Source organism: Homoserinibacter sp. YIM 151385 (assembly GCF_027912415.1).
Classification (GTDB): domain Bacteria; phylum Actinomycetota; class Actinomycetes; order Actinomycetales; family Microbacteriaceae; genus Schumannella.
The window spans coordinates 1677324-1698565 of sequence record NZ_CP115175.1 but is presented as its reverse complement, the minus strand read 5'-3'; the positions used below and the strand labels follow the sequence as shown (position 1 = coordinate 1698565).

Sequence of the window (21242 nt, the reverse complement as noted above, 5' to 3'; positions counted from 1 at the left end):
CGGTCGCGGCGATCGCCGCCTCCCCCGCCCCGCACCGCCCAGAGGAGTCCACCGCGTGACGACCACCGAGCCCCGATCCCGCCGGGTGATCGACCTCAGCCACCCCATCCGCGAGGGACTGCTCACCTACCCCGGCCTCCCCGAGCCCGTCATCACCCCGCACCTCACGCGCGAGGACTCGCGCGGCCGCTACGCGCCGGGCACCGAGTTCCGCATGGACGTGATGACCCTCATCGGCAACACCGGCACCTACCTCGACAGCCCCTTCCACCGCTACGAGGGCGGCGCCGATCTCGCGGGGCTGCCGCTCGACTCCCTCGTCGACCTGCCGGCCGAGGTGCTGCACCTCCGCGATCTCGGCACGCGGGGCATCCCGCCCGAGGTGTTCCACGACCGCGAGCTGCGCGGCGCCGCCGTGCTGCTCGACACCGGCTGGGATGCGCACTTCGGCACGCCGGAGTACGCGAGCGGCGCGCCCTTCCTCACCGGCGAGGCGACCGAGTACCTCGTCGCCGCGGGCGCGGTGCTCGTCGGCATCGACTCCCTCAACATCGACGACACCGAGTCCGGCGGCGAGCGCCCGGCGCACTCGGGGCTCCTCGGCGCGGGCGTGCACGTCGTCGAGCACCTCCGCGGCCTCGACCGCCTGCCGTCGCGGGGTGCGCGCTTCACGGCGGCGCCGCCGGCGATCGAGGGCTTCGGCACCTTCCCGGTGCGCGCCTACGCGACGCTCGGCTGACCTCCTCCTCGTCTTCTTCTTCCGGAGGGGTTCTGCCCGACACGCCGACGGCGCAGGCCCGAACCCCGGCGTGTCGGGCAGAACACCTCCGGAAGGGGGGAACGGCGAGGGCGGGCACGGGATGCGAGCAGGGCTCGGGGCATAATGGGCTCGCCCGCCCATGTGAACGTGCGCATGGATGCGGCGGCACCCCGACGAGGACGATTCGATGGAGACAGACCGGGTCCGCGCCCCGAACATCCGCGATGTCGCCGCGCGCGCCGGGGTGTCGTATCAGACCGTCTCGCGCGTCCTCAACGACAGTCCCAGCATCCGCGAGGCGACGAGGGACCGGGTGCTCGCCGCGATCGCGGAGCTCGGCTACCGCCCGAACCAGGCCGCCCGCGCGCTCGTCACGAGCCGCTCGCGCACCATCGGCATCCTGTCGGCGATGACGACCCACTACGGCCCGCAGACCGCGATCAACGCGATCGAGCTCGCCGCCCGGGAGGCCGGCTACCGGCTCACCATCACGAACTCGCAGACGAGCGACTACGCCTCGATCAAGGCGAGCCTCGACTACCTGCTCTCCCAGTCGATCGAGGCGCTCGTCGTCATCGCGCCGCAGGTGCGGGTCTACGAGGCGATCCACGAGCTCAGCATCTCGGTGCCCTTCGTGGCGATCGAGTCGACGGGCCGCGACATCGGCCGCAGCCTCTCGGTCGACCAGGTCGCGGGCGCCCGGCTCGCGACCCGGCACCTCATCGATCTCGGGCACACCGACATCCTCCATATCGCGGGCCCGCAGGACTGGATCGAGGCGGAGGCCCGCATGCAGGGCTACCTGCGTGAGCTGGGGGATGCGGAGCTGCGCACGCGCGCCCCGATCCTCGGCGACTGGTCGGCCTCCTTCGGCTACTACGCGGGGCTCGAGCTGCTGCGGGTGCGCGACTTCACGGCGATCTTCGCCGGCAACGACCAGATGGCGCTGGGGCTCCTGCACGCGGCGCGCGACTCGGGCGTGGACGTGCCGGGCGAGCTCTCGGTCGTCGGCTTCGACGACATCCCCGAGTCGGCGCACTTCCTGCCGCCGCTCACGACGGTGCGGCAGAACTTCGCGGAGATGGGCCGGCGCGCGGTGGGAATCCTGCTCGAGGAGCTCCGCGGGTCGCTCGACGCGGATCACGCGATGATCGCGCCGGAGCTCGTCGTGCGCGAGTCGACGGGGCCCGCGGCGGTCTGAGGCCGCCGCGTCGCGCCTGCCGGCCGCACGCCCCGCAGACCGTGTGCGGGATCGGGTCTTGACAGATGTGACCGTTTCGCCGGTAGAGTCGTCGCACGCGATGTGAACGGTCACACGAGGCCGGGAGCACCGTCGCCCCCACCCGCCGACACCGGAGTCGCCGTGAACGCCGCATCCCCCGCCGAGCCGCAGGCCGAGCCGCACGCGGCGTCGTCGGCGCGGCAGCCCGCCCGCCACGTCGTCGGGATCGACTTCGGCACGCTCTCGGGCCGCGCGCTCGTCGTCCGCGTCGAGGACGGCGCCGAGCTCGGCTCCGCCGTCCACGAGTACCGCCACGGCGTCATGGATCGCGAGCTCGCGGCGACCGGCGCCGAGCTCCCGCCCGAGTGGGCGCTCCAGGACGCCGCCGACTACGTCGAGGTGCTGCGCGAGGCCGTGCCCGCCGCGATCCGCGCGGCCGGCATCGATCCCGCGAGCGTCATCGGGGTCGCGACCGACTTCACCGCATCCACCCCGATGCCGGTGCTCGCCGACGGCACGCCGCTCAGCGACCTGCCCGAGCTGCGCGAGCACCCGCACGCCTACGTGAAGCTCTGGAAGCACCACGCGGCGCAGGCGCAGGCGACCCGCATCACCGAGCTCGCGGCCGAGCGCGGCGAGACCTGGCTGCCCCGCTACGGCGGCTCGATCTCGAGCGAGTGGGAGGTCGCGAAGGCGCTCCAGCTGCTCGAGGAGGACCCCGAGGTCTACGCGCGGACGGTGCACTGGATCGAGGCGGCCGACTGGATCGTGTGGCAGCTCTCGGGCGTCTACCTCCGCAACGCCTGCACGGCCGGCTACAAGGGCATCCGACAGGACGGCGCCTCGCCGAGCGCGGCGTTCCTCGGCGCGCTGAACCCGGACTTCGCCGGGTTCGCGGACGACAAGCTCGACCACGAGATCGGCGAGCTCGGCGACCGCGCCGGCGGTCTCACGGCCGAGGCCGCGGCCTGGACGGGCCTCCCCGAGGGGATCGCCGTCGCGGTCGGCAACGTGGATGCGCACGTCACCGCCCCCGCCGCCCGCGCGACCGCGCCGGGCGAGATGGTCGCCATCATGGGCACCTCGACCTGCCACGTCATGAGCTCCGACCGCCTCGCCGAGGTGCCGGGGATGTGCGGAGTCGTCGACGGCGGGATCGTCGCCGGCCTCTACGGCTACGAGGCGGGCCAGTCGGGCGTCGGCGACATCCTCGGCTGGTACGTCGAGCGGCAGGTGCCGGGGGAGCTGCGCGCCGAGGCCGAGGCCGCCGGGCGCAGCGTCCACGAGCACCTCTCCGAGCTGGCCTGGGCGCGCCCCGTCGGCGCGCACGGCCTCCTCGCCCTCGACTGGCACTCCGGCAACCGCAGCGTGCTCGTCGACACCGAGCTGTCGGGGCTCGTCGTCGGGCTCACGCTCGCGACCCGCCCCGAGGACGTCTATCGCGCGCTCGTCGAGGCGACCGCGTTCGGCGCGCGGCAGATCGTGGAGACCTTCCGGGATGCGGGCGTGCCCGTCACGCGCTTCGTCGCGGCGGGCGGGCTGATCCGCAACCGGCGCCTCATGCAGACCTACGCGGACGTGCTCCGGATGCCGATCGACGTCATCGGCAGCGAGCAGGGTCCCGCCCTCGGCGCGGCGATCCACGCCGCCGTCGCGGCCGGCGCCTACCCGGACGTGCGGGCCGCGGGCGAGGCCATGGGCCGCCGGATCGACGCCGCCTTCGTGCCGGATGCCGCATCCGCCGACGCCTACGACGCGCTCTTCGCCGACTACCGCGAGCTGCACGACCACTTCGGCCGGGGCGGCAGCGAGGTCATGCGCCGGCTCAAGCGCCGCCGTGCGGCCGCCCTCGCGAGCACCGCCGAGGAGGTGGCGTGATGCCGACGCTCGCCCCCGAGATCGAGGTGCAGATCGCGCGCGTCCGCGAGGAGGTGGCGGCGCTCCACGGCGAGCTCACCCGCAACGGCCTCGTCGTGTGGACGGGCGGCAACGTCTCGGGCCGCGTGCCCGGCGCCGAGCTCTTCGTCATCAAGCCGAGCGGCCTCGGCTACGACGAGCTCGCGCCCGAGAACATGGTCCTCTGCGACCTCGACGGGGTCGTCGTCCCGGCGACGCCGGGGAGCGACCGCAGCCCCTCGTCCGACACGGCCGCGCACGCCTACGTCTACCGCGAGATGCCGGAGGTCGGCGGGGTCGTGCACACGCACTCCACCTACGCGACCGCCTGGGCGGCCCGCCGCGAGCCGATCCCCTGCGTCATCACCGGGATGGCGGACGAGTTCGGCGGCGAGATCCCGATCGGCCCCCTGGCCCTCATCGGCGACGACTCGATCGGCCGGGGCATCGTCGGGACGCTCCGCGGCCACCGCTCGCGGGCCGTCCTCATGGCGAACCACGGCCCCTTCACGATCGGCCGCGACGCGCGGGATGCCGTCAAGGCGGCCGTCATGGTCGAGGATGCGGCGCGCACCATCCACATCGCCCGGCAGCTGGGGGAGCCGGTCGCGCTCGCCCCCGAGCAGATCGACGCCCTCTACGACCGCTACCAGAACGTCTACGGCCAGTCGCCGCAAGGAGCCCTCCAGTGACCCGCAGCATCGTCCCCGATCCCGCCGAGCGCGAGATCTGGCTCCTCACCGGGAGCCAGCACCTCTACGGCGAGGAGACCCTCCGCCAGGTGGCGGAGCAGTCGCAGCGCGTCGCGGCGGGCCTCGAGGGCAGCGCCGACGTGCCGGCGCGCGTCGTCTGGCGGCCCGTCCTCACCGACCAGGCCGCGATCCGCCGCGCCGCGCTCGAGGCGAACTCCGACGAGCGCGTCATCGGGGTGATGGTGTGGATGCACACCTTCAGCCCCGCGAAGATGTGGATCGCGGGGCTCGACGCGCTCGACAAGCCGCTGCTCCACCTCCACACGCAGGCGGAGTTCGCGCTGCCCTGGTCGGAGATCGACTTCGACTTCATGAACCTCAACCAGGCCGCGCACGGCGACCGCGAGTTCGGCTACATCACGGCCCGGCTCGGCGTGCCGCGCACGATCGTCGTCGGGCACGTCTCGGATCCCGCCGTCACCGCGCGTGTCGGGACCTGGGCGCGGGCCGCCGCCGGCCGGGCGGCGCTGCGGGAGCTGCGGCTCGCCCGCTTCGGCGACAACATGCGCTACGTCGCCGTCACGGAGGGCGACAAGACGGAGGCGGAGCTGCGCTTCGGCGTGCAGGTCAACACCTGGGGCGTCACCGAGCTCGCGGAGGCGGTGGAGGCCGCCCCGGCCCCCGAGGTCGACGCGCTCGTCGAGGAGTACCTCGAGTCCTACGAGGTCGCGCCCGAGCTGCGTCCGGGCGGCGAGCGCCACGACGCGCTCCGGGACGGCGCGGCGATCGAGGCGGGGCTGCGATCCTTCCTCGAGGCGGGCGGCTTCGGCGCGTTCACGACGAGCTTCGAGGACCTCGGCGGGCTCCGGCAGCTGCCGGGCCTCGCGGTCCAGCGCCTCATGGCGGACGGCTACGGCTTCGGCGCGGAGGGCGACTGGAAGACCGCCGTGCTCGTGCGGGCCGCCGCCGTCATGGGCGCGGGCCTGCCCGGCGGCGCGAGCCTCATGGAGGACTACACGTACCACCTCGAGCCCGGCGCCGAGCTCATCCTCGGCGCGCACATGCTCGAGGTGAGCCCCTCGCTCACGACGAGCCGGCCACGGCTCGAGGTGCACCCGCTCGGGATCGGCGGCAAGGACGACCCGGTCCGGCTCGTCTTCACCGCCGACCCCGGCCCGGCGCTCGTGATCGCCATGAGCGACCTCCGCGACCGCTTCCGCCTCACCGCGAACGTGGTCGAGAACGTCCCGCTCCCGGAGCCGATGCCGAAGCTCCCCGTGGGGCACGCCGTCTGGCGTCCCGCCCCCGACTTCCGCACGAGCGCCGCCGCGTGGCTCGCCGCGGGAGCCGCCCACCACACCGTCATGACGACGCAGCTCGGGATCGACGTGATCCGCGACTTCGCCGAGATGACGGGCACCGAGCTCCTCGTCATCGACGAGAGCACCGAGCTCGGCGGCTTCCAGCGGGAGCTCCGCTGGAACGCCGCCTACCACCGGCTCGCGCAGGGCCTCGCCACCTAGAGGCCCGCGGACCGGACCGCACCACCCCTCGCACCACCCCATCCACCCACCACCACCTGCACCACCCAGATCGGGAAGGAACCACCGTGAAGAAGTCGAAGAAGACCCTCATCGGGATCGCGGCCCTCGGGATCGCGTCGCTCGCGCTCGCCGGCTGCTCGGGAGACCGCACCGGCGGCGGCGACGACGGCGAGACCGCCGGCGGCACCGTCGGCGTCGCCATGCCGACGCAGCAGTCGGAGCGCTGGATCGCCGACGGCGACAACGTGAAGACGCAGCTCGAGGAGCTCGGCTACAAGGTCGACCTCCAGTACGCGAACGACGACATCCCCACCCAGGTCTCGCAGATCGAGAACATGATCTCCTCGGGCGCCGAGGCGCTCATCATCGCCTCGATCGACGGCACCACCCTCACCGACGTGCTCCAGCAGGCGGCCGACCAGGACATCCCGGTCATCGCCTACGACCGTCTCATCAACGGCACCGAGAACGTCGACTACTACACGACCTTCGACAACTACGAGGTCGGCGTGCAGCAGGCGACGTCCCTGCTCACCGGGCTCGGCATCCTCGACGAGAGCGGCGAGGAGACCGGCGAGGAGGGCCCCTTCAACGTCGAGCTCTTCGCGGGCAGCCCCGACGACAACAACGCCAAGTTCTTCTGGGACGGCGCGATCGACACCCTCCAGCCGTACCTCGACGCGGGCACGATCGAGGTCCCGTCCGGCCAGACCGAGTTCGAGCAGGCGGCGATCCTGCGCTGGCTGCCCGAGACCGCGCAGACCCGCATGGAGGACATCCTCACCGTCATCGGCGACACGCAGCTCGACGGCGTCCTCTCGCCCTACGACGGCCTCTCGATCGGCATCATCTCGGCCCTCACCTCGGGCGGCTACGCCGCCTCCGACCTGCCGGTCGTGACCGGCCAGGACGCGGAGGTCGGCAGCGTCAAGTCGATCATCGCCGGCGAGCAGTACTCGACGATCTTCAAGGACACCCGCCTCCTCGCGGAGCAGGCCGTCACGATGGTCGACTCGGTGCTTCAGGGCGACGAGCCGGAGGTCAACGACACGGAGACCTACGACAACGGCGTGAAGGTCGTGCCCTCGTTCCTGCTCGCGTCGACGATCGTCACGGTCGACGACTACGAGGAGATCCTCGTGGACAGCGACTACTACACCGAGGACGATCTGAAGTGATCCGCCGGGAGGCGGGGCGGCACCGCGCCGCCCCGCCTCCCGCGCAGCCACGCGACGACGCGAAGGAGGCGAGATGAGCACGATCCTCGAGATGCGCGGCATCACGAAGGAGTTCCCGGGCGTGAAGGCCCTGCAGGATGTGACGATCCAGGTGGAGCGCGGTCACGTCCACGCGATCTGCGGCGAGAACGGCGCCGGCAAGTCCACCCTGATGAAGGTGCTCTCGGGCGTGTACCCGCACGGGAGCTATGACGGCGCGATCGTGTTCGAGGGCGAGGAGCAGTCGTTCCGCGACATCCGCGACTCGGAGCGCGCCGGGATCGTCATCATCCACCAGGAGCTGGCGCTCAGCCCGCACCTCTCGCTGGCCGAGAACATCTTCCTCGGCAACGAGCGGCAGCGGCGCGGCTTCATCGACTGGGACGCCACCAACCTCGAGGCCTCGAAGCTGCTCGCGCGCGTCGGACTCGGCGACAGCCCCGCTACCCGCGTCAGCGAGATCGGGGTGGGGAAGCAGCAGCTCGTCGAGATCGCGAAGGCGCTCTCGAAGGAGGTGAAGCTCCTCATCCTCGACGAGCCGACCGCGGCGCTCAACGACGAGGACTCCGCCCACCTGCTCGACCTCATCCGGCACCTGCGCGAGCAGGGGATCACCTCGATCATCATCAGCCACAAGCTCAACGAGATCCGCGAGATCGCCGACGAGGTCACCATCATCCGCGACGGCCGCACGATCGAGACGCTCGAGCTCGACAGCGGCGAGGTCACGGAGGACCGCATCATCAAGGGCATGGTCGGCCGCGACCTCGAGCACCGCTACCCGGATCGGAACGCGAAGCTCGGGGAGGAGGTGCTCCGCATCGAGGACTGGCGCGTCCACCACCCCGCCGACCCCGAGCGGGTCGTCATCCACGACGCGTCGCTCGCCGTCCGGGCGGGCGAGGTCGTCGGCATCGCGGGCCTCATGGGCGCCGGGCGCACCGAGCTCGCCATGAGCGTCTTCGGCCGGAGCTGGGGCACCCGCATCTCGGGCCGGATCCTCGTGCACGGCCGCGAGGTCCAGATCCGCTCCGTCGCGGACGCGATCCGCGTCGGCATCGCCTACGCGACCGAGGACCGCAAGCGCTACGGCCTCAACCTCATCGACGACATCAAGCGGAACGTGTCGATGGCGGCGCTCGACAAGCTCGCGGCGGCAGGCCTCGTCGACGACGGGCGCGAGCACCTCGTCGCCGAGGAGTACCGCCGGTCCATGAGCATCAAGACGCCCTCGGTGGATGCCGTGGTCGGCAAGCTCTCGGGCGGCAACCAGCAGAAGGTCGTGCTCTCGAAGTGGCTGTTCTCGGACCCCGAGGTGCTCATCCTCGACGAGCCGACGCGCGGCATCGACGTGGGCGCGAAGTACGAGATCTACACGATCATCAACCGGCTCGCCGCCGAGGGGAAGGGCGTGCTCGTCATCTCGAGCGAGCTGCCCGAGCTGCTCGGCATCTGCGACCGCATCTACACGCTCTCGGAGGGCCGCATCACGGGCGAGGTGCCCGCGGCCGAGGCGACCCCCGAGCTGCTCATGCAGTACATGACCAAGGAGAAGGAGGCCGACCATGTCCTCGGCTGAGCGCACCGCCGCACCCTCGACGATCCGCAGCGCCGCCGGCTTCCTCGCGAGCCGCCTGCGGCAGATCGGCATCTTCATCGCCCTGCTCGTCATCGTCGCCCTGTTCCAGGTGCTGACCGACGGGCGCCTGCTCACGGCCGGCAACGTGGCGAACATCATCGTCCAGAACAGCTACATCCTGATCCTCGCGATCGGGATGGTGCTCATCATCATCGCGGGCCACATCGACCTCTCGGTCGGCTCGGTCGCGGCCTTCGTCGGCGCCATGTCGGGCGTCATGGTGGTCGACTGGGGCTGGCCGTGGTGGGCGGGGATGCTCGCCTCCCTCGCGATCGGCCTCGCCGTGGGCGCGTGGCAGGGCTTCTGGGTGGCGGTGGTCGGCATCCCGGCCTTCATCGTCACGCTCGCGGGCATGCTCGTGTTCCGCGGGCTCACCCAGATCGTGCTCGGCAACACGCAGATCACGCCGTTCCCGACCGAGTACCGGCAGCTCGGCGGCGGGTACCTGTTCCCGCAGCTGTTCCCGCCGAGCTCGTCGCCGGTCGAGTGGATCACGGTCGGCCTCGGGGCCTTCGCCTTCGTCTTCTTCGTGGGCGCGCAGCTCCGCGGTCGTGCGAAGCGGGTGCGCCTCGGCCTCGAGTCGGAGCCGGTGGCCTGGTTCGCGGTGAAGGTCGCGTTCGGCGCGGGCCTCATCCTCGTGCTCACCTACCTGCTCGGCGTCGCCGACGGATCGCGCGGCACCCCCGTGGTGCTCGTCGTGCTGGGGCTCCTCGTCGTCGTGTACACGGTGCTCGCGAACCGCAGCGTCTTCGGCCGCCACGTGTACGCGGTGGGCGGCAACCGGCACGCGGCCGACCTCTCGGGCATCAAGTCGAAGCGCATCGACTTCTGGCTGTTCGTGAACATGGGCGCACTCGCGGCGCTCGCGGGCCTCGTCTTCACGGGCCGCCTGAACTCCGCGGGCCCCGGCGCGGGCAACCTCTTCGAGCTGGATGCGATCGCGGCGGCCTTCATCGGCGGCGCGGCCGTGCAGGGCGGTGTCGGCACCGTCGTCGGCGCCATCACGGGCGGCCTCATCATGGGCGTGCTCAACAACGGGATGTCGCTCATGGGCGTCGGGACCGACTACCAGCAGTTCATCAAGGGCATGGTGCTGCTCGTCGCGGTCGCCTTCGACGTCTGGAACAAGCGCCGCACCCGCTCGCGCTGATCGCGCCCGCGCGGGATCCCGGCCTCCGGGGTCCCGCGCGCCGTGCGGTGCCCCCCACACGGGGGAGGGTGGAACGACGTGTTTCTGGGTAAATTCTCAGCATCGGGGTCGTGAGACTTCGTCGCGGTTGCGCCGGCAGGCGGCGCGCCGCCGAGGCCTCGGGGGCCACGTGTCACTCCTTTCGCATTCGGTTCGGACTGTCTGCCTTGTCGCTCTGACCGCGACCGCACTTGTCGCCGGGACGTTGACGGCGGCCGAGGTCCCTCACGCTGCGGCTGAGTCCGTCGAGGTCGATCTCACCGATCCGGGCACGCACAGCGCGGTCCCGCTGATCCCCAACGCGGTGGTGGAGGGCGAAGCGCAGTTCGTGCCGCAGGGTGACTTCTCCGGGGACGCCTCGCTGTCGGCGGGCGACACGGAGGTGTCGACGCCGGCGGAGGGTGCAGGTGTCGATGCGGACGTGCTCGAGGACTTCGTCCCGGCCGAGTCCGATGTGATCTCGCGTTCGCTGTACGAGACCGTCTACGACGCCGGCGACGGCATGAACGTCTCCCTGCTGTCGCGGCTGCCGAAGAACGTGCAGCTGGCAGACGGGGAGTGGGTTGCCGCGTCCGACGAGGTCGTCTCGGCCGGGGGAGGGGATCTGGTCGCGGATGAGCACCCGCTGGCGCCGGAGTTCGAGAACTCCTCGAGCAATCCGGATCTGCTCACGGTGACGGATGGCGACTACGACGTGTCCTTCTCGCTGCTCGGCGCTGCGGCGCGTCCGGCGACGGCGGACGACAACGAGGTCACCTACGCGAACGTGTTCTCCGGTGTCGACCTCAATTACGAGGTCCAGACCGGTGCGGTCAAGGAGACGCTCGTCCTCGACGGCGCCCCGGACTCGGCGCCGGTGTGGGTCTTCGAGGTCGACGCTCCCGGTCTGGAGATCGTGGAGAACGAGCTCGGCGGTTTCGAGTTCCTCGATGCCGACGATGAGATCCGTTTCTCGATCCCGGCGCCGCTCATGTGGGATTCCTCCGGGGTCGAGGGGATGCGTGAGCCGGCGAGCGCGCCGGTCGATGCGACGGTGGTCGAGGCGGGATCGAAGTGGTGGTTCTCGCTCGCCCCGGATCTGGACTGGCTGACGGACCCTGCCCGTGTGTACCCGGTGTCGGTGGACCCGACGACGACCTACGGCGACAGCAACGTGGCGGCGTTCAAGTCGAACGGCGCCACCCGGACGGACGGCGTGTTCATCGGCAACACCCGCGAATCGAACACGAACGCCTACTGGCGTTCGCAGGTGAAGTTCCCGTACTCGAATCTCTTCGGCAAGCAGGTATGGGAAGTTGCTCTCGGCGCCGGGTATGTCGGAGGGACCACGACTTCGCAGCAGGGATCGGTCAACACCTCCGACTGCGCCGGATACTCCTGTGTGGGCGAGCGTCTGCAGTTGTGGAGCATCGACACGTCGGGCACTGCCAACGGCCCGAACCTGCAAGAGCAGATCGAGTACTGGGTGCGAAAGGAGGTCGTCGGGAAGAGCCTGATGATCCGAGGAGCTGAGGGCTCCGCGTACAGCTACAAGCAGCTCGACCTCCAGCTCGGTGTGGCCTATAAGAACCTCCCTGACATCACGGGAGCTCCCGCCCCGTCTCCGGGGAACGGAGAGACGAAGGTGTCGCTGATGCCGACGTTCAAGATCACCGCGACTGATCCCTCCGGTGATGGTCTTGCGTTCAAGTATCGGATCAGCACGAAGTCGGATCACTCGGACACCGTGTGGGAGTCGGACTGGTCGAAGGAGGCCGAGCAGCAGGTCCCGAGCGGCCCTCTCGATCCGGGGAAGAAGTACTACTGGAAGGCGTACGTCCGCGACAAGTTTTTCAACGCTCTGGGGCCGGACAAGTTCGACGAGTCCCAGGACGGCCGCAACTTCACCACACAGCAGCCGGCGCCGACTCCCGCCGAAGCCTCGGCGAGCATCGACGATGACGCGGTCATCACCTCGCTCACCCCGACCATCACGACCGGCACCGTCACCGACCCGGACTCGTCGACACCGTCGTCGCCAGTCACGTATCGGCTGCGTGTCGTGACCGGCGACGACGGCATCAACGGCGTTGTGTACACCTCCGAGTGGAAGCCGTCGCCGTCGTTCACGGTGCCGACCGGGGTCCTCGAGGACGGTGGACGGTACTCGTACATGATCCTCACCGACGACGGTGTGGACTCCGAGCTCGACGCCTCCTGGACGCACTCCTTCACCGTCAACCGTCGCGTCGGGACTGCCGGTCCGTCACCGCAGGACACCGCTGGGCCGATCACGGTGAACCTCGCGAACGGCAACGGCAACCTCAGCTTCGGCTCTCCGATGGTGAACACCCTCGGCGGGCCGATGGGGATGTCGTTCAACTACGACACCCTGACCGCGCCGGATTCCGAGTTCGGACTCACCGCGTCGTACTACAACGCGATCGACGAGGGCGAGACCGAGCCGTCGTACATCTTCGGCAGTCGTGAGCCGGTGCTGGTGCGCACCGAGTCGGCCATCAACGCGAAGTGGGCGAAGAACGAGTCGCCCGCGGAGGGTGTGCCGCACGATGACTTCATGATCCGGTGGACCGGGCAGATCCGTCCGCCGGCGGGGAAGTGGCAGTTCGGGTACCGGCGAGACGCCGGCGTCAAGATGATCCTCGCACCGCCTGGGGCGGCCGAGAAGACCGTCTTCGATGCTTGGGACGTCGACCGCACCGGACTCAAGTGGGGCGGCAACCACACCTTCAACGGCTCCGCGGTGCCGATGCGGTTTGCGTTCTTCGATCACCGCAACGGCGCTGAGGTCTCGCTTTGGGCCCGCGAGATGACCGGCAGCACCTACGGCCCGTCTTTCGTCGTGCCGTCCCAGTGGTTCACCCCGGACGAGCAGACCCTCCCCGCCGGATGGGACGCGTCGGCGCCGCTGGTCGGCGGCCCAAGCGCCTACGTGAAGGCGAAGGTCACCGAGTCCGCGGTCGTGCTGACCGACCGGAAGGGCGGCAAGCACACCTATCCGAAGAAGAAGACGAAGAAGAACGGGGAGGCCACGAAGCGCAGCTTCAAGACCCCGAAGGGCGAGTACGGCACTCTCGCCCTCGACAGCAAGGGTGCGGTGACGCTCGTCGAGGATGACGGCACCGTGTACTCGTTCACGAAGGCCGGCAAGCTCAGTGCCGTCGCCGCGCCGGGGGACTCGAAGAAGGAGTCGACGCCGATCCCGGCCTACAAGCCCGGGACATCCGTCCTGGATTCGATCAGCGACCCGGCATCCCGGGTCGGAACCGCGAATCCACCGGTCTACGACCGGCAGGTCACCTTCCACTACGAGACCAGCAGCACGACTCCCACGTGCGATACCGCAGGTGACTTCAAGCGGCCGCACCCCGGGTACCTGTGCGAGATCCGCTACCCGGACGGCACGAAGACGAAGCTGAAGTACACCGAGCAGATCGTCGACCTTCCCGGCAACAACGTCCCCGACCTCAAGGTCTACCGGCTCGGAGAGATCGAAGACCCGGGGTCGGAGATCACGCGCTTCTCCTACGGCGACAGCCTCGGACGGCTGAACGCCATCACCGACTCGCTCGCGATGGACTGGCTCGCCGTCAACCCGACCGCCACTCCTGAGCTCGTCACCACCCAGCTCGAGTACGACACGGAGGGCAAGATCACCTCGGTCACCCTTCCCGCCCCCGACGGGGCCACCGCGGCAGACCGGCCGAAGAAGATCTACACCTACGCCGCCGCCGACACGACTCACGTCGACGTCGACGGCCTCGACATGCCCCCTGGGACGCACGCCACCACCGTCACCTTCGATGATGCGTGGCGGCAGCTCACGACCACGAGCGCGATGGGCCTCACCGCAACCCAGGTGTGGGATCCGAAAGACAAGGTGCTCTCGGCCACCGACCCGCAGGGGCTGATGACCACCACGATCTACGACTCGAGCGACCGCCCCACCCACAGCTACGGCCCCGCACCCGCGAGCTGCTTCGCCGCGGATCGGACACCGCTCGCCAGCTGCCCGATCACGCCGGCGCACTCGGAGACGCGGTACGACGAATCGCTTCATGGGCTGCACGTCATGTACCACGCCAACCCCTACCTCGCCGGCGTCCCGAAGATCCACACCTTCGGCCTCGAGGACGACGAACAGGGCGGCGTGATCGATCACGACTGGGTCGCCTCTCAGCCGGCCGAGCTCGGCGCGACCAGCAACAACAACTGGTCCGCCCGCATCACCGGCCTCATCACCTTCCCCGACACCGGCGACTACCAGTTCCGCATCAACGCCGACGACGGCGTCTCGATGTGGCTCGACGACATCGAGGTGCTCGACCGGTGGAACAACGAAGGTGCGCAGCTGACCGTGCCGTTCACCTACCCCGCGACGGCCGGGCAGCAGGAGAAGATCCGCCTCCACTACGTCGACCGGACCGGCAACGCCAAGCTCCGACTGCAGTGGAAGCGCCCCGGCGCGAGCACCCCGTGGGAGGCCGTCCCCGCGTCGGCACTGTCGCCGGACTACGGTCTCGCGAACAAGACCATCACCCACGACGAAGCGCCCGCCGGTGTCGCCGCCACCCAGGTCACCTCGCTGACGGCGAGCGTCCAGTACGAGCACCCGTGGCTCGGCGCGGCGACCAAGTCGATCGTCGACCCCGACGGCCTCGCACTCGCGACCGCGACCACGTACGAGCAGCCCGGCGACGGGTTCCTGCGCCGCCTCACGAAGCGCCTCCCGGCGGCGGTCGGTGCGAGCTCGGACGCCGGTGAGTCCAAGTTCCAGGCCTACGGCGCCACCGAGAACGCGCTCGCCAATACCTGCACGAATGCCAGCGGCAAGCAGTACGGGATGGCGAAGAGCTCGCAGGGACCGCTCAACTCCTCCGGCAACCGGCTCCAGACGCAGTACGTCTACGACGTCATGGGCCGCACCGTCGGCACCAAGCGATCCGGCGACAGCGACTGGTCGTGCGTCACCTACGACACCCGGGGGAGAGCAACAAGTTCAACCTATGCCGCCTTCGGAGGCGAACCCCAGCGCGTAGTGACCAATGACTATGCAGTAGGCGGCAACCCGTTGGTGGCTGCAACGACCGATCCAACCGGAACGACGACGGCAGAGATTGATGTGCTCGGCCAGTCGGTCTCGTATGTGGATGTCTGGGGTACTAGGACGAGCTCGGAGTACGAATCGAGGACAGGCCGGGTGCTCTCGACCAAGGTCGAGCCGCCCTCGGGCGCCGACTCGGTCAGTGAGTTCACCTATGACCTGGACGGGAACCTGCTCACCACGACTGTCGACGGGGTGGAGATGGCTCAGTCCACATATGGCCCCACAGGACTCCTCGAATCGGTCGAGTATGGCAATGGCTCCGCTCTCACCAGCCTCACTCGAAACGCTGCCGGCGTACAGACCGGCTCCACCTGGAACTTCGCCACCGGCGCCGACGTGGCAGAGCAAGTCAAGAGATCGCAGGCTGGCCGTATCGTTCGGAGCGTTCTCACCGACGACACAACCGTAGAAATTTCCGACTACACATATGATGCCGCCGGCCGGCTGACGAAGGCGGAAATCCCAAGACACGTACTCGAGTATCGCTTCGATATGAACACCAGCTGCGGTGAAAATTCGCACGCCGGCAAGAGCGGCAACCGCACGTCTTTCTCAGACACCCTCGATGGCGGAATTCCGACGACGGTCACGTATTGTCACGACTGGGCGGACCGGCTTACCGCAACTCAAGTTGCAGGTGCGCACCCGGACACCGCGCCGGTCGGAAGCGTAAACCTGACTATGGAAGGCCCGATGCCCTCGCTGACGTACGACGCGCATGGGAACACGACTCGACTTTCCGACCATCAGCTCTCTTACGACGCAGCTAACCGGCATATACGTTCTGAACTCGACGACGGAACCGTCGTCGAGTACCTGCGGGACGCGTCCGATCGGATCATCCAACGTACTCTCAGCGTGCCTGGCGAGGCGCCAGAGGTGCTCCGTTTCGCATTCACCGGCTCGGGTGACGGGGCATGGGCAACATTGAACGGGGCGGGTCACGTGATCGAGCGGTCGATTTCCTTGCCAGGCGGAGCAATGATGACTCTGCCGGCGGGTGGAAACGCGACTTGGTCGTACCCAAATCTCCACGGTGACCTGATCGTGACGGCGGACTCGAACGGAGCGCGAACCGGGGCGCGGTCATCGTACGACCCATTCGGGCAGCCGATCGATCCCCTCACTGGGCTAATCGGCACTAATACCTCGGACGACTCCGGCCCCGATACGATCGGCGGCTCAGATGCTGGCTACGGGTGGGTCGGCTCGCACCGGAAGCTCACAGAGCGACAGGGGAACATCCACGTCATTCAGATGGGTGCCCGAGTATATGTGCCGGCCTTGGGCCGATTCCTCGGGATTGACCCGATCGAAGGCGGCGTGTCGAACGATTACGACTACCCCGCGGATCCAATTAACGGCTTCGATCTGTCAGGTGAACGCATGTGCGTCAGAAACTTCTGTAGCGGCGGCCCGGGCGGCAATCGCGGTATCAGTCGATCGATCGCTGTCATCGAGCGTTTTCACGAGCAGTCCCGCCGGGCGTCTGCTGCGCTACGAGCCCGAGTACACATTGCGCGAAAGCGTGTGCGTTACCCAGCCGGTGAGAGATTCGAGTACTCCGAGGTGATCGTGGAGGAAGGTCAGGGCGGGCGACCGAAACTCAGAGTGAAATTCACACCCGCGTTCACGTTCGAGCTGGCCAATGGTTCACTCGGTGAACTCGGGTGGAAGCAGTTGGTCGAGGCGCACGGCCATCTGCTAGACGTACCGTCGGTGAAGCAACAATATGATTGCCATGTTGCCGGGCATTCTGGTCTCGTGTACACAAACGATCCCTACTACGATCTGGAAATGAGACGTCCGGACCTCCCCGACTGGGGTATGTCAGCGGGAGCAAGGATCATAGAGCAGCGAGGGCTGGGGGGCGCGTGCAACTGGTGAGATCGATGCGAGTGGCACTGGCGGCCGCTGCGTCGGCGGGTCTTCTGGCTGGCTGCTCGAGCTACACGGAGTCGGATGACATCGAGGTCGAGTACTCAGGATCTCAAGACGGCTTCGCTCGCGCCTGCGCATGGGCAGCCGCTGACGGATCGCTGCGGCCCTCTGATCGCGCGCCCCAGAGAACCCAGCTCTCCGATATCTCTGACCCCATCCAGGAAAGCACACCGGAGGACGGCTCCGGCCCCTATCGGTACCGACTTGAGGGCAAGCTCGAAACCGGCGGGACGGAGGCGGTGACGGGAGGCGACGAGACGTTCAAATGGGTGTGCATCGTCGAACGCGACAACGCCGAGACCGGTAGCGAAGCGTTGTCGAGGCTTACAGCCACCATCACTAAATTCGAAAAGGTCTCCGCGGCCGATGATGACTGACGCGGACTGAAGGCAGTTATAGTGCGCGATCAGCCGAGGTGCGTTGCGGGACCTCGATCAGCTGAAGCCTCGCTCAACCAGGCGCTTGCAGGACCGCACCCTTGGGCTCGGGGGTTGTGAGCTATCGCATTGCCAAAAGGCGGTCCAGCCATTATCGCGATTCTCAGATGTCCGATAATCCTCGTTATGTCCGGTCCAGTGACCACCGGTGATCGCGATGTCGAATCCGCATGCGAGGGCGAAACGCGTTTGCAGAGGACACCGCGGCCGTAAACTTCGGCAACCGCACCTCGTTCTCGGACACCTTCGACGGCGGCACCCCGACAACCGTGACCTACTGCCACGACTGGGTGGACCGCCTCACCGGAACCCAGGTGACGGGCGCGCACCCGGACACGGCGCCGGTCGGCAGCGTGAGCCTGTCGATGACGGCCCCGCTGCCGTCGCTGACCTATGACGCGCACGGCAACACGACCCGCCTCGCCGACCACCGGCTGGTCTACGACGTCGCCGACCGGCACATCCGATCGGAACTCGACGACGGGACGGTGATCGAGTACCTGCGAGACGCATCCGATCGAATCATCGAGCGCACCATGACTCCACCAGGCGAGAACCCGGAGGTGCTCCGCTTCACCTTCACCGGTGACGGGGACGGGGCGTGGGCGACGCTCAACCAAGCCGGGCAGGTCCTGGAGCGCACGATCTCGCTGCCCGGCGGGGCGATGGTGACCCTGCCCGCGGGTGCGGACGAGCGGTGGGCGTACCCGAACCTGCACGGTGACCTGATCCTCACCGCCGACGACGCCGGCGCTCGCACCGGAACACGTGCGACATACGACCCGTTCGGACAGCCGATCGACCCGGTCACCGGACGGATCGGCACATCGGCTGCGGACGATGCCGGACCCGACACGATCGGCGGTTCGGATGCGGACTACGGGTGGGTGGGCTCACACCGCAAGCTCACCGAGCGGCAGGGCAGCATTCACATCATCCAGATGGGAGCGCGGGTCTACGCGCCGGCGCTCGGGCGGTTCCTGGAGGTGGACCCGGTCGAAGGCGGCGTCACCAACAACTACGACTACCCCTCCGATCCCATCAACGGCTTCGACCTGAGCGGTGAGGTCATGTGGATCGACGGGATCGGCACCCTGGCGGCGATCAAGGCGATGGCAGCGGCGAAGAAGGCTAGACCAGGGCGCACCTCACGAGGTGGGATCGCGCTCGGGCCAGCTCCGCCGTCGCCGGATCGGCCTAAGTTCAGCCTTCCGCAGTGGGTTGAAGACCTCATTGAGACTGTCCGGAAGGAAGTGCGTGCGGCCGTCGTCAACAAGGTGGGTGTCGGCGTGAGTTTTGATGCTTGTTTCTTCGTGTGTGCGGGCGTGGGTGTGTCTTACATCAACAGCGATGCCCTCAGAATTTCAGTCCAAGCCGGGGCCGGCAACGAAGTCGGTGTCTCAGTGGGGCCGGTACTAACCTTGGGGGGATCAGCCGGCATGGCGGTGCTCGGGCGCTGCAGCGCCGTGGTAACAGGCGGCGGCAACATCGAGGCCGGTTGGGGCGGACCGGGGACTGGCTATATTGCGGCCGGGGCGGCGGCCGGGGCCCAACTGGGCTGTTCGGCAGGATTTAGCGGATCGTGGGACGTACCACTGTGAGGTGTTCATGAGCAATGTATGGATGACGATCTTGTTCTTCGGCGTTCCGGCCTGTTTGCTCGGGCTAGCGATGATCAGGTGGCGTAAGCCTCTAGCGAATCTGTACTCCAGGTATGAGGCAAGAGAATCCACGCGCTTCTTCAGAGCGCCCTCGGCTGGCATGATCGCCTTCGTTGGAATCGTAGGGGTCGCGCTCGGGATATTCGGGATCGTCTTCGGGATTACGCGCCTGTAGTGGAACCCTGAGGCTGGCGGGCGTGGCTCGGCAGGCCGCCCGCTTGAGCGATCGCGATACTAGGTGTCACCGCTCTGGCGGACGCATCGGCCGGCAGGAGTTGTCATCCGTCGCGATCGCGCCGATGGAGCCGCTGGCGGGGGCGCTGAATGACGCTGTGAGGCGCAGCAAGATCGAATGGTCGATTCACGAGCGTCACGCGACCCTCAATTCCTACCGGCGGCCGGCGAAGAAGGCCCCGACCCAAGACGAGTCAAGGTCGACCCGTCCTGTTACGCGAGCTACTGCGCTCACCGAGCCGCTCCGCGCGGAAGCGGAGAAGACAGTCACGGAGATCTGCACTCGAGTCGAGGCGGCACGGCGAACGGGTCTCCAACACCCGATAACTGAGCGCCGATAGTCTCCGCCACGTCATTCGCTCTGGCCTGTCACACGTTCCTGTCTCCGCCTCTCGGGTCGGTGTGGATTCGCTCGATGAGATGCGCGTTCTCCTGGAATGCGGCGGCGAGTCTGACTGTGCTGAATCGCCACCCGTGCGCTGTCCGGACGACGTCGTTGTCGTAGTGCCCGACGACGAGCCACCGGTTCGGCCCGCCCTCCGCGAGCTCCCGCGGCACCCAGTGTTCGGCCCGCACCTGGGCGTGGGCGGTCGCACGGTCTCCCGTGACCTCGACCACGTGTCCGGTGATGGCGTGGTGGGTGGCGTCGAACGGTGCGAACGCGCCGCTGAGGGCCGTCACGTAGTCGGCGAGCGTCGTCTGCTGTGGCGGCATGCCGGTGACGGATTCGAAGTCCATGGTGAAGGGGTCGGTGTGGACGAGCGGAGGCAGCTCGTCGAAGTCCTTCAGATCGGCGATATCGGCGTAGCGACCGAAGAGCTCGATGATCTCGGCGCGGTCGGTGTCGGTGGTCATGGTGTGGGGCCCTTCGGGTTCCGGGGAGTAAGGATTCGATCCATGAGGCGGGTCGGGAGGAGGCGGTTCAACGGCAGGGTGAGCGCCGCATCCGGGCCGAGCGTGTAGGTGGTGCGCGGTCGCTTCGCGATGGCGACCTGCGCGATCCGACGGGCGGCGCGCTCGGCAGTGATCGCGCGGTCGAGGAACCTGGCCTGGAAGGCCACGGTCGCGCTGATCAGGTCGCCGTAGAGGTGAGAGTGCTCGGCGCTCATCTGCTCGGCGAGTCTGAGGGAGAGCGGGCCGCTCTCTGCCGCCATCGGGGTCCGCACTCCTCCGGATCGGACGATCACGACCTCGATGCCCTGTGCGGCGACTTCGCGGCGTAACGCATCGCTGGCCGCCTCGAATGCGGCTTTGGTTCCCGCGTAGGCGCCGTAGATGGGCAGGGCGATCTGGGCTCCGACCGAGCTGATGTTGACGATCCGACCTCGGCTCTTCCGCAGAGCGGGCAGCAGGCTCTGGGTCACAGCGATGTGTCCGAACAGGTTGACCTCGAACTGTCGTCGCCAGATCTCGAGCGGGAGCACCTCGACAGGCGCATTGATCTCGATCGCCGCGTTGTTGATGATCGCTCGCAGCGGCCTGCTGTGCGGATCGGCGTCGACGCGCGCGCGAAGTGCCGCGACGTCGGCGGGGTCCGTGACGTCCAGTCTGATCGGCTCGATGCCTTCGGCGCTGATGGCCTCGGCGTCGTCATCGCGCCTGACGCCCGCGAGGACATGGAACCCGCGCGTCGCCAGCGCACGCGCTGTGGCTGCTCCGATCCCGGTCGACGCGCCGGAGACGAGGATCAGCTCGTTCATCGG

Annotated in this window: 13 protein-coding genes; 11 read left to right on the top strand and 2 right to left on the bottom strand. The window is 68.5% G+C overall.

All coding sequences use genetic code 11. From position 1 onward, the window contains the following. Positions 1 to 55 precede the first annotated feature (55 nt). The 11 genes from OF852_RS08215 (at position 56) to OF852_RS08165 (ending at position 19245) form a co-directional block, all read left to right on the top strand. Positions 56 to 739 carry a cyclase family protein gene (locus OF852_RS08215; RefSeq protein WP_271118685.1) on the top strand — a complete coding sequence of 228 codons (684 nt, stop codon included), beginning with the start codon at positions 56 to 58 and terminating at the stop codon, positions 737 to 739. A gap of 208 nt (positions 740 to 947) precedes the next feature. Continuing rightward, positions 948 to 1961 carry a LacI family DNA-binding transcriptional regulator gene (locus OF852_RS08210; protein WP_271118684.1) on the top strand — a complete coding sequence of 338 codons (1014 nt, stop codon included), beginning with the start codon at positions 948 to 950 and terminating at the stop codon, positions 1959 to 1961. 246 nt (positions 1962 to 2207) lie between these two features. Next, complete coding sequence (gene araB, locus OF852_RS08205; protein ID WP_271121143.1) at positions 2208 to 3860, top strand: ribulokinase; 1653 nt, start codon at positions 2208 to 2210, stop codon at positions 3858 to 3860. Next, on the top strand, positions 3860 to 4570 hold the full coding sequence (locus tag OF852_RS08200; protein ID WP_271118683.1) for an L-ribulose-5-phosphate 4-epimerase: 711 nt from the start codon (positions 3860 to 3862) through the stop codon (positions 4568 to 4570). The genes araB and OF852_RS08200 overlap by 1 nt, the downstream gene beginning before the upstream one ends. A gap of 8 nt (positions 4571 to 4578) precedes the next feature. Next, positions 4579 to 6093, top strand: coding sequence for an L-arabinose isomerase (gene araA, locus OF852_RS08195; protein ID WP_271121142.1), 1515 nt, complete (start codon positions 4579 to 4581; stop codon positions 6091 to 6093). An 86-nt stretch (positions 6094 to 6179) separates the two neighbouring features. Then, a complete protein-coding gene (chvE, locus tag OF852_RS08190; protein ID WP_271118682.1) occupies positions 6180 to 7292 on the top strand; it encodes a multiple monosaccharide ABC transporter substrate-binding protein in 1113 nt (370 codons plus the stop codon). A 73-nt stretch (positions 7293 to 7365) separates the two neighbouring features. Continuing rightward, complete coding sequence (mmsA, locus tag OF852_RS08185) at positions 7366 to 8910, top strand: multiple monosaccharide ABC transporter ATP-binding protein (protein WP_271118681.1); 1545 nt, start codon at positions 7366 to 7368, stop codon at positions 8908 to 8910. Then, a complete protein-coding gene (mmsB, locus tag OF852_RS08180) occupies positions 8897 to 10120 on the top strand; it encodes a multiple monosaccharide ABC transporter permease (RefSeq protein ID WP_271118680.1) in 1224 nt (407 codons plus the stop codon). The genes mmsA and mmsB overlap by 14 nt, the downstream gene beginning before the upstream one ends. Before the next feature lie 244 nt (positions 10121 to 10364). Continuing rightward, entirely contained in the window at positions 10365 to 17153 is a 6789-nt protein-coding gene (locus tag OF852_RS08175) for a PA14 domain-containing protein (RefSeq protein ID WP_271118679.1), read from the top strand. An 11-nt stretch (positions 17154 to 17164) separates the two neighbouring features. Then, positions 17165 to 17584 carry a hypothetical protein gene (locus OF852_RS08170; protein WP_271118678.1) on the top strand — a complete coding sequence of 140 codons (420 nt, stop codon included), beginning with the start codon at positions 17165 to 17167 and terminating at the stop codon, positions 17582 to 17584. A gap of 230 nt (positions 17585 to 17814) precedes the next feature. Further along, complete coding sequence (locus OF852_RS08165; protein WP_271118677.1) at positions 17815 to 19245, top strand: RHS repeat-associated core domain-containing protein; 1431 nt, start codon at positions 17815 to 17817, stop codon at positions 19243 to 19245. Between the two features lie 663 nt (positions 19246 to 19908). Here the strand turns inward: OF852_RS08165 and OF852_RS08160 are convergent. Further along, positions 19909 to 20394, bottom strand: a complete 486-nt coding sequence (locus tag OF852_RS08160) for a nuclear transport factor 2 family protein (RefSeq protein ID WP_271118676.1) — start codon at positions 20392 to 20394, stop codon at positions 19909 to 19911. After that, positions 20391 to 21239, bottom strand: a complete 849-nt coding sequence (locus tag OF852_RS08155; protein ID WP_271118675.1) for an SDR family NAD(P)-dependent oxidoreductase — start codon at positions 21237 to 21239, stop codon at positions 20391 to 20393. Before OF852_RS08155 ends, OF852_RS08160 begins: the two co-directional genes overlap by 4 nt. Positions 21240 to 21242 lie beyond the last annotated feature (3 nt).

Coding starts and splice junctions, on each gene's coding strand:
- OF852_RS08210 (WP_271118684.1), top strand. CDS start 948: ATGGAGACAGACCGGGTCCGCGCCCCGAACATCCGCGATGTCGCCGCG.
- OF852_RS08200 (WP_271118683.1), top strand. CDS start 3,860: ATGCCGACGCTCGCCCCCGAGATCGAGGTGCAGATCGCGCGCGTCCGC.
- mmsA (WP_271118681.1), top strand. CDS start 7,366: ATGAGCACGATCCTCGAGATGCGCGGCATCACGAAGGAGTTCCCGGGC.
- mmsB (WP_271118680.1), top strand. CDS start 8,897: ATGTCCTCGGCTGAGCGCACCGCCGCACCCTCGACGATCCGCAGCGCC.
- OF852_RS08165 (WP_271118677.1), top strand. CDS start 17,815: ATGCGAGGGCGAAACGCGTTTGCAGAGGACACCGCGGCCGTAAACTTC.
- OF852_RS08160 (WP_271118676.1), bottom strand. CDS start 20,394: ATGACCACCGACACCGACCGCGCCGAGATCATCGAGCTCTTCGGTCGC.
- OF852_RS08155 (WP_271118675.1), bottom strand. CDS start 21,239: ATGAACGAGCTGATCCTCGTCTCCGGCGCGTCGACCGGGATCGGAGCA.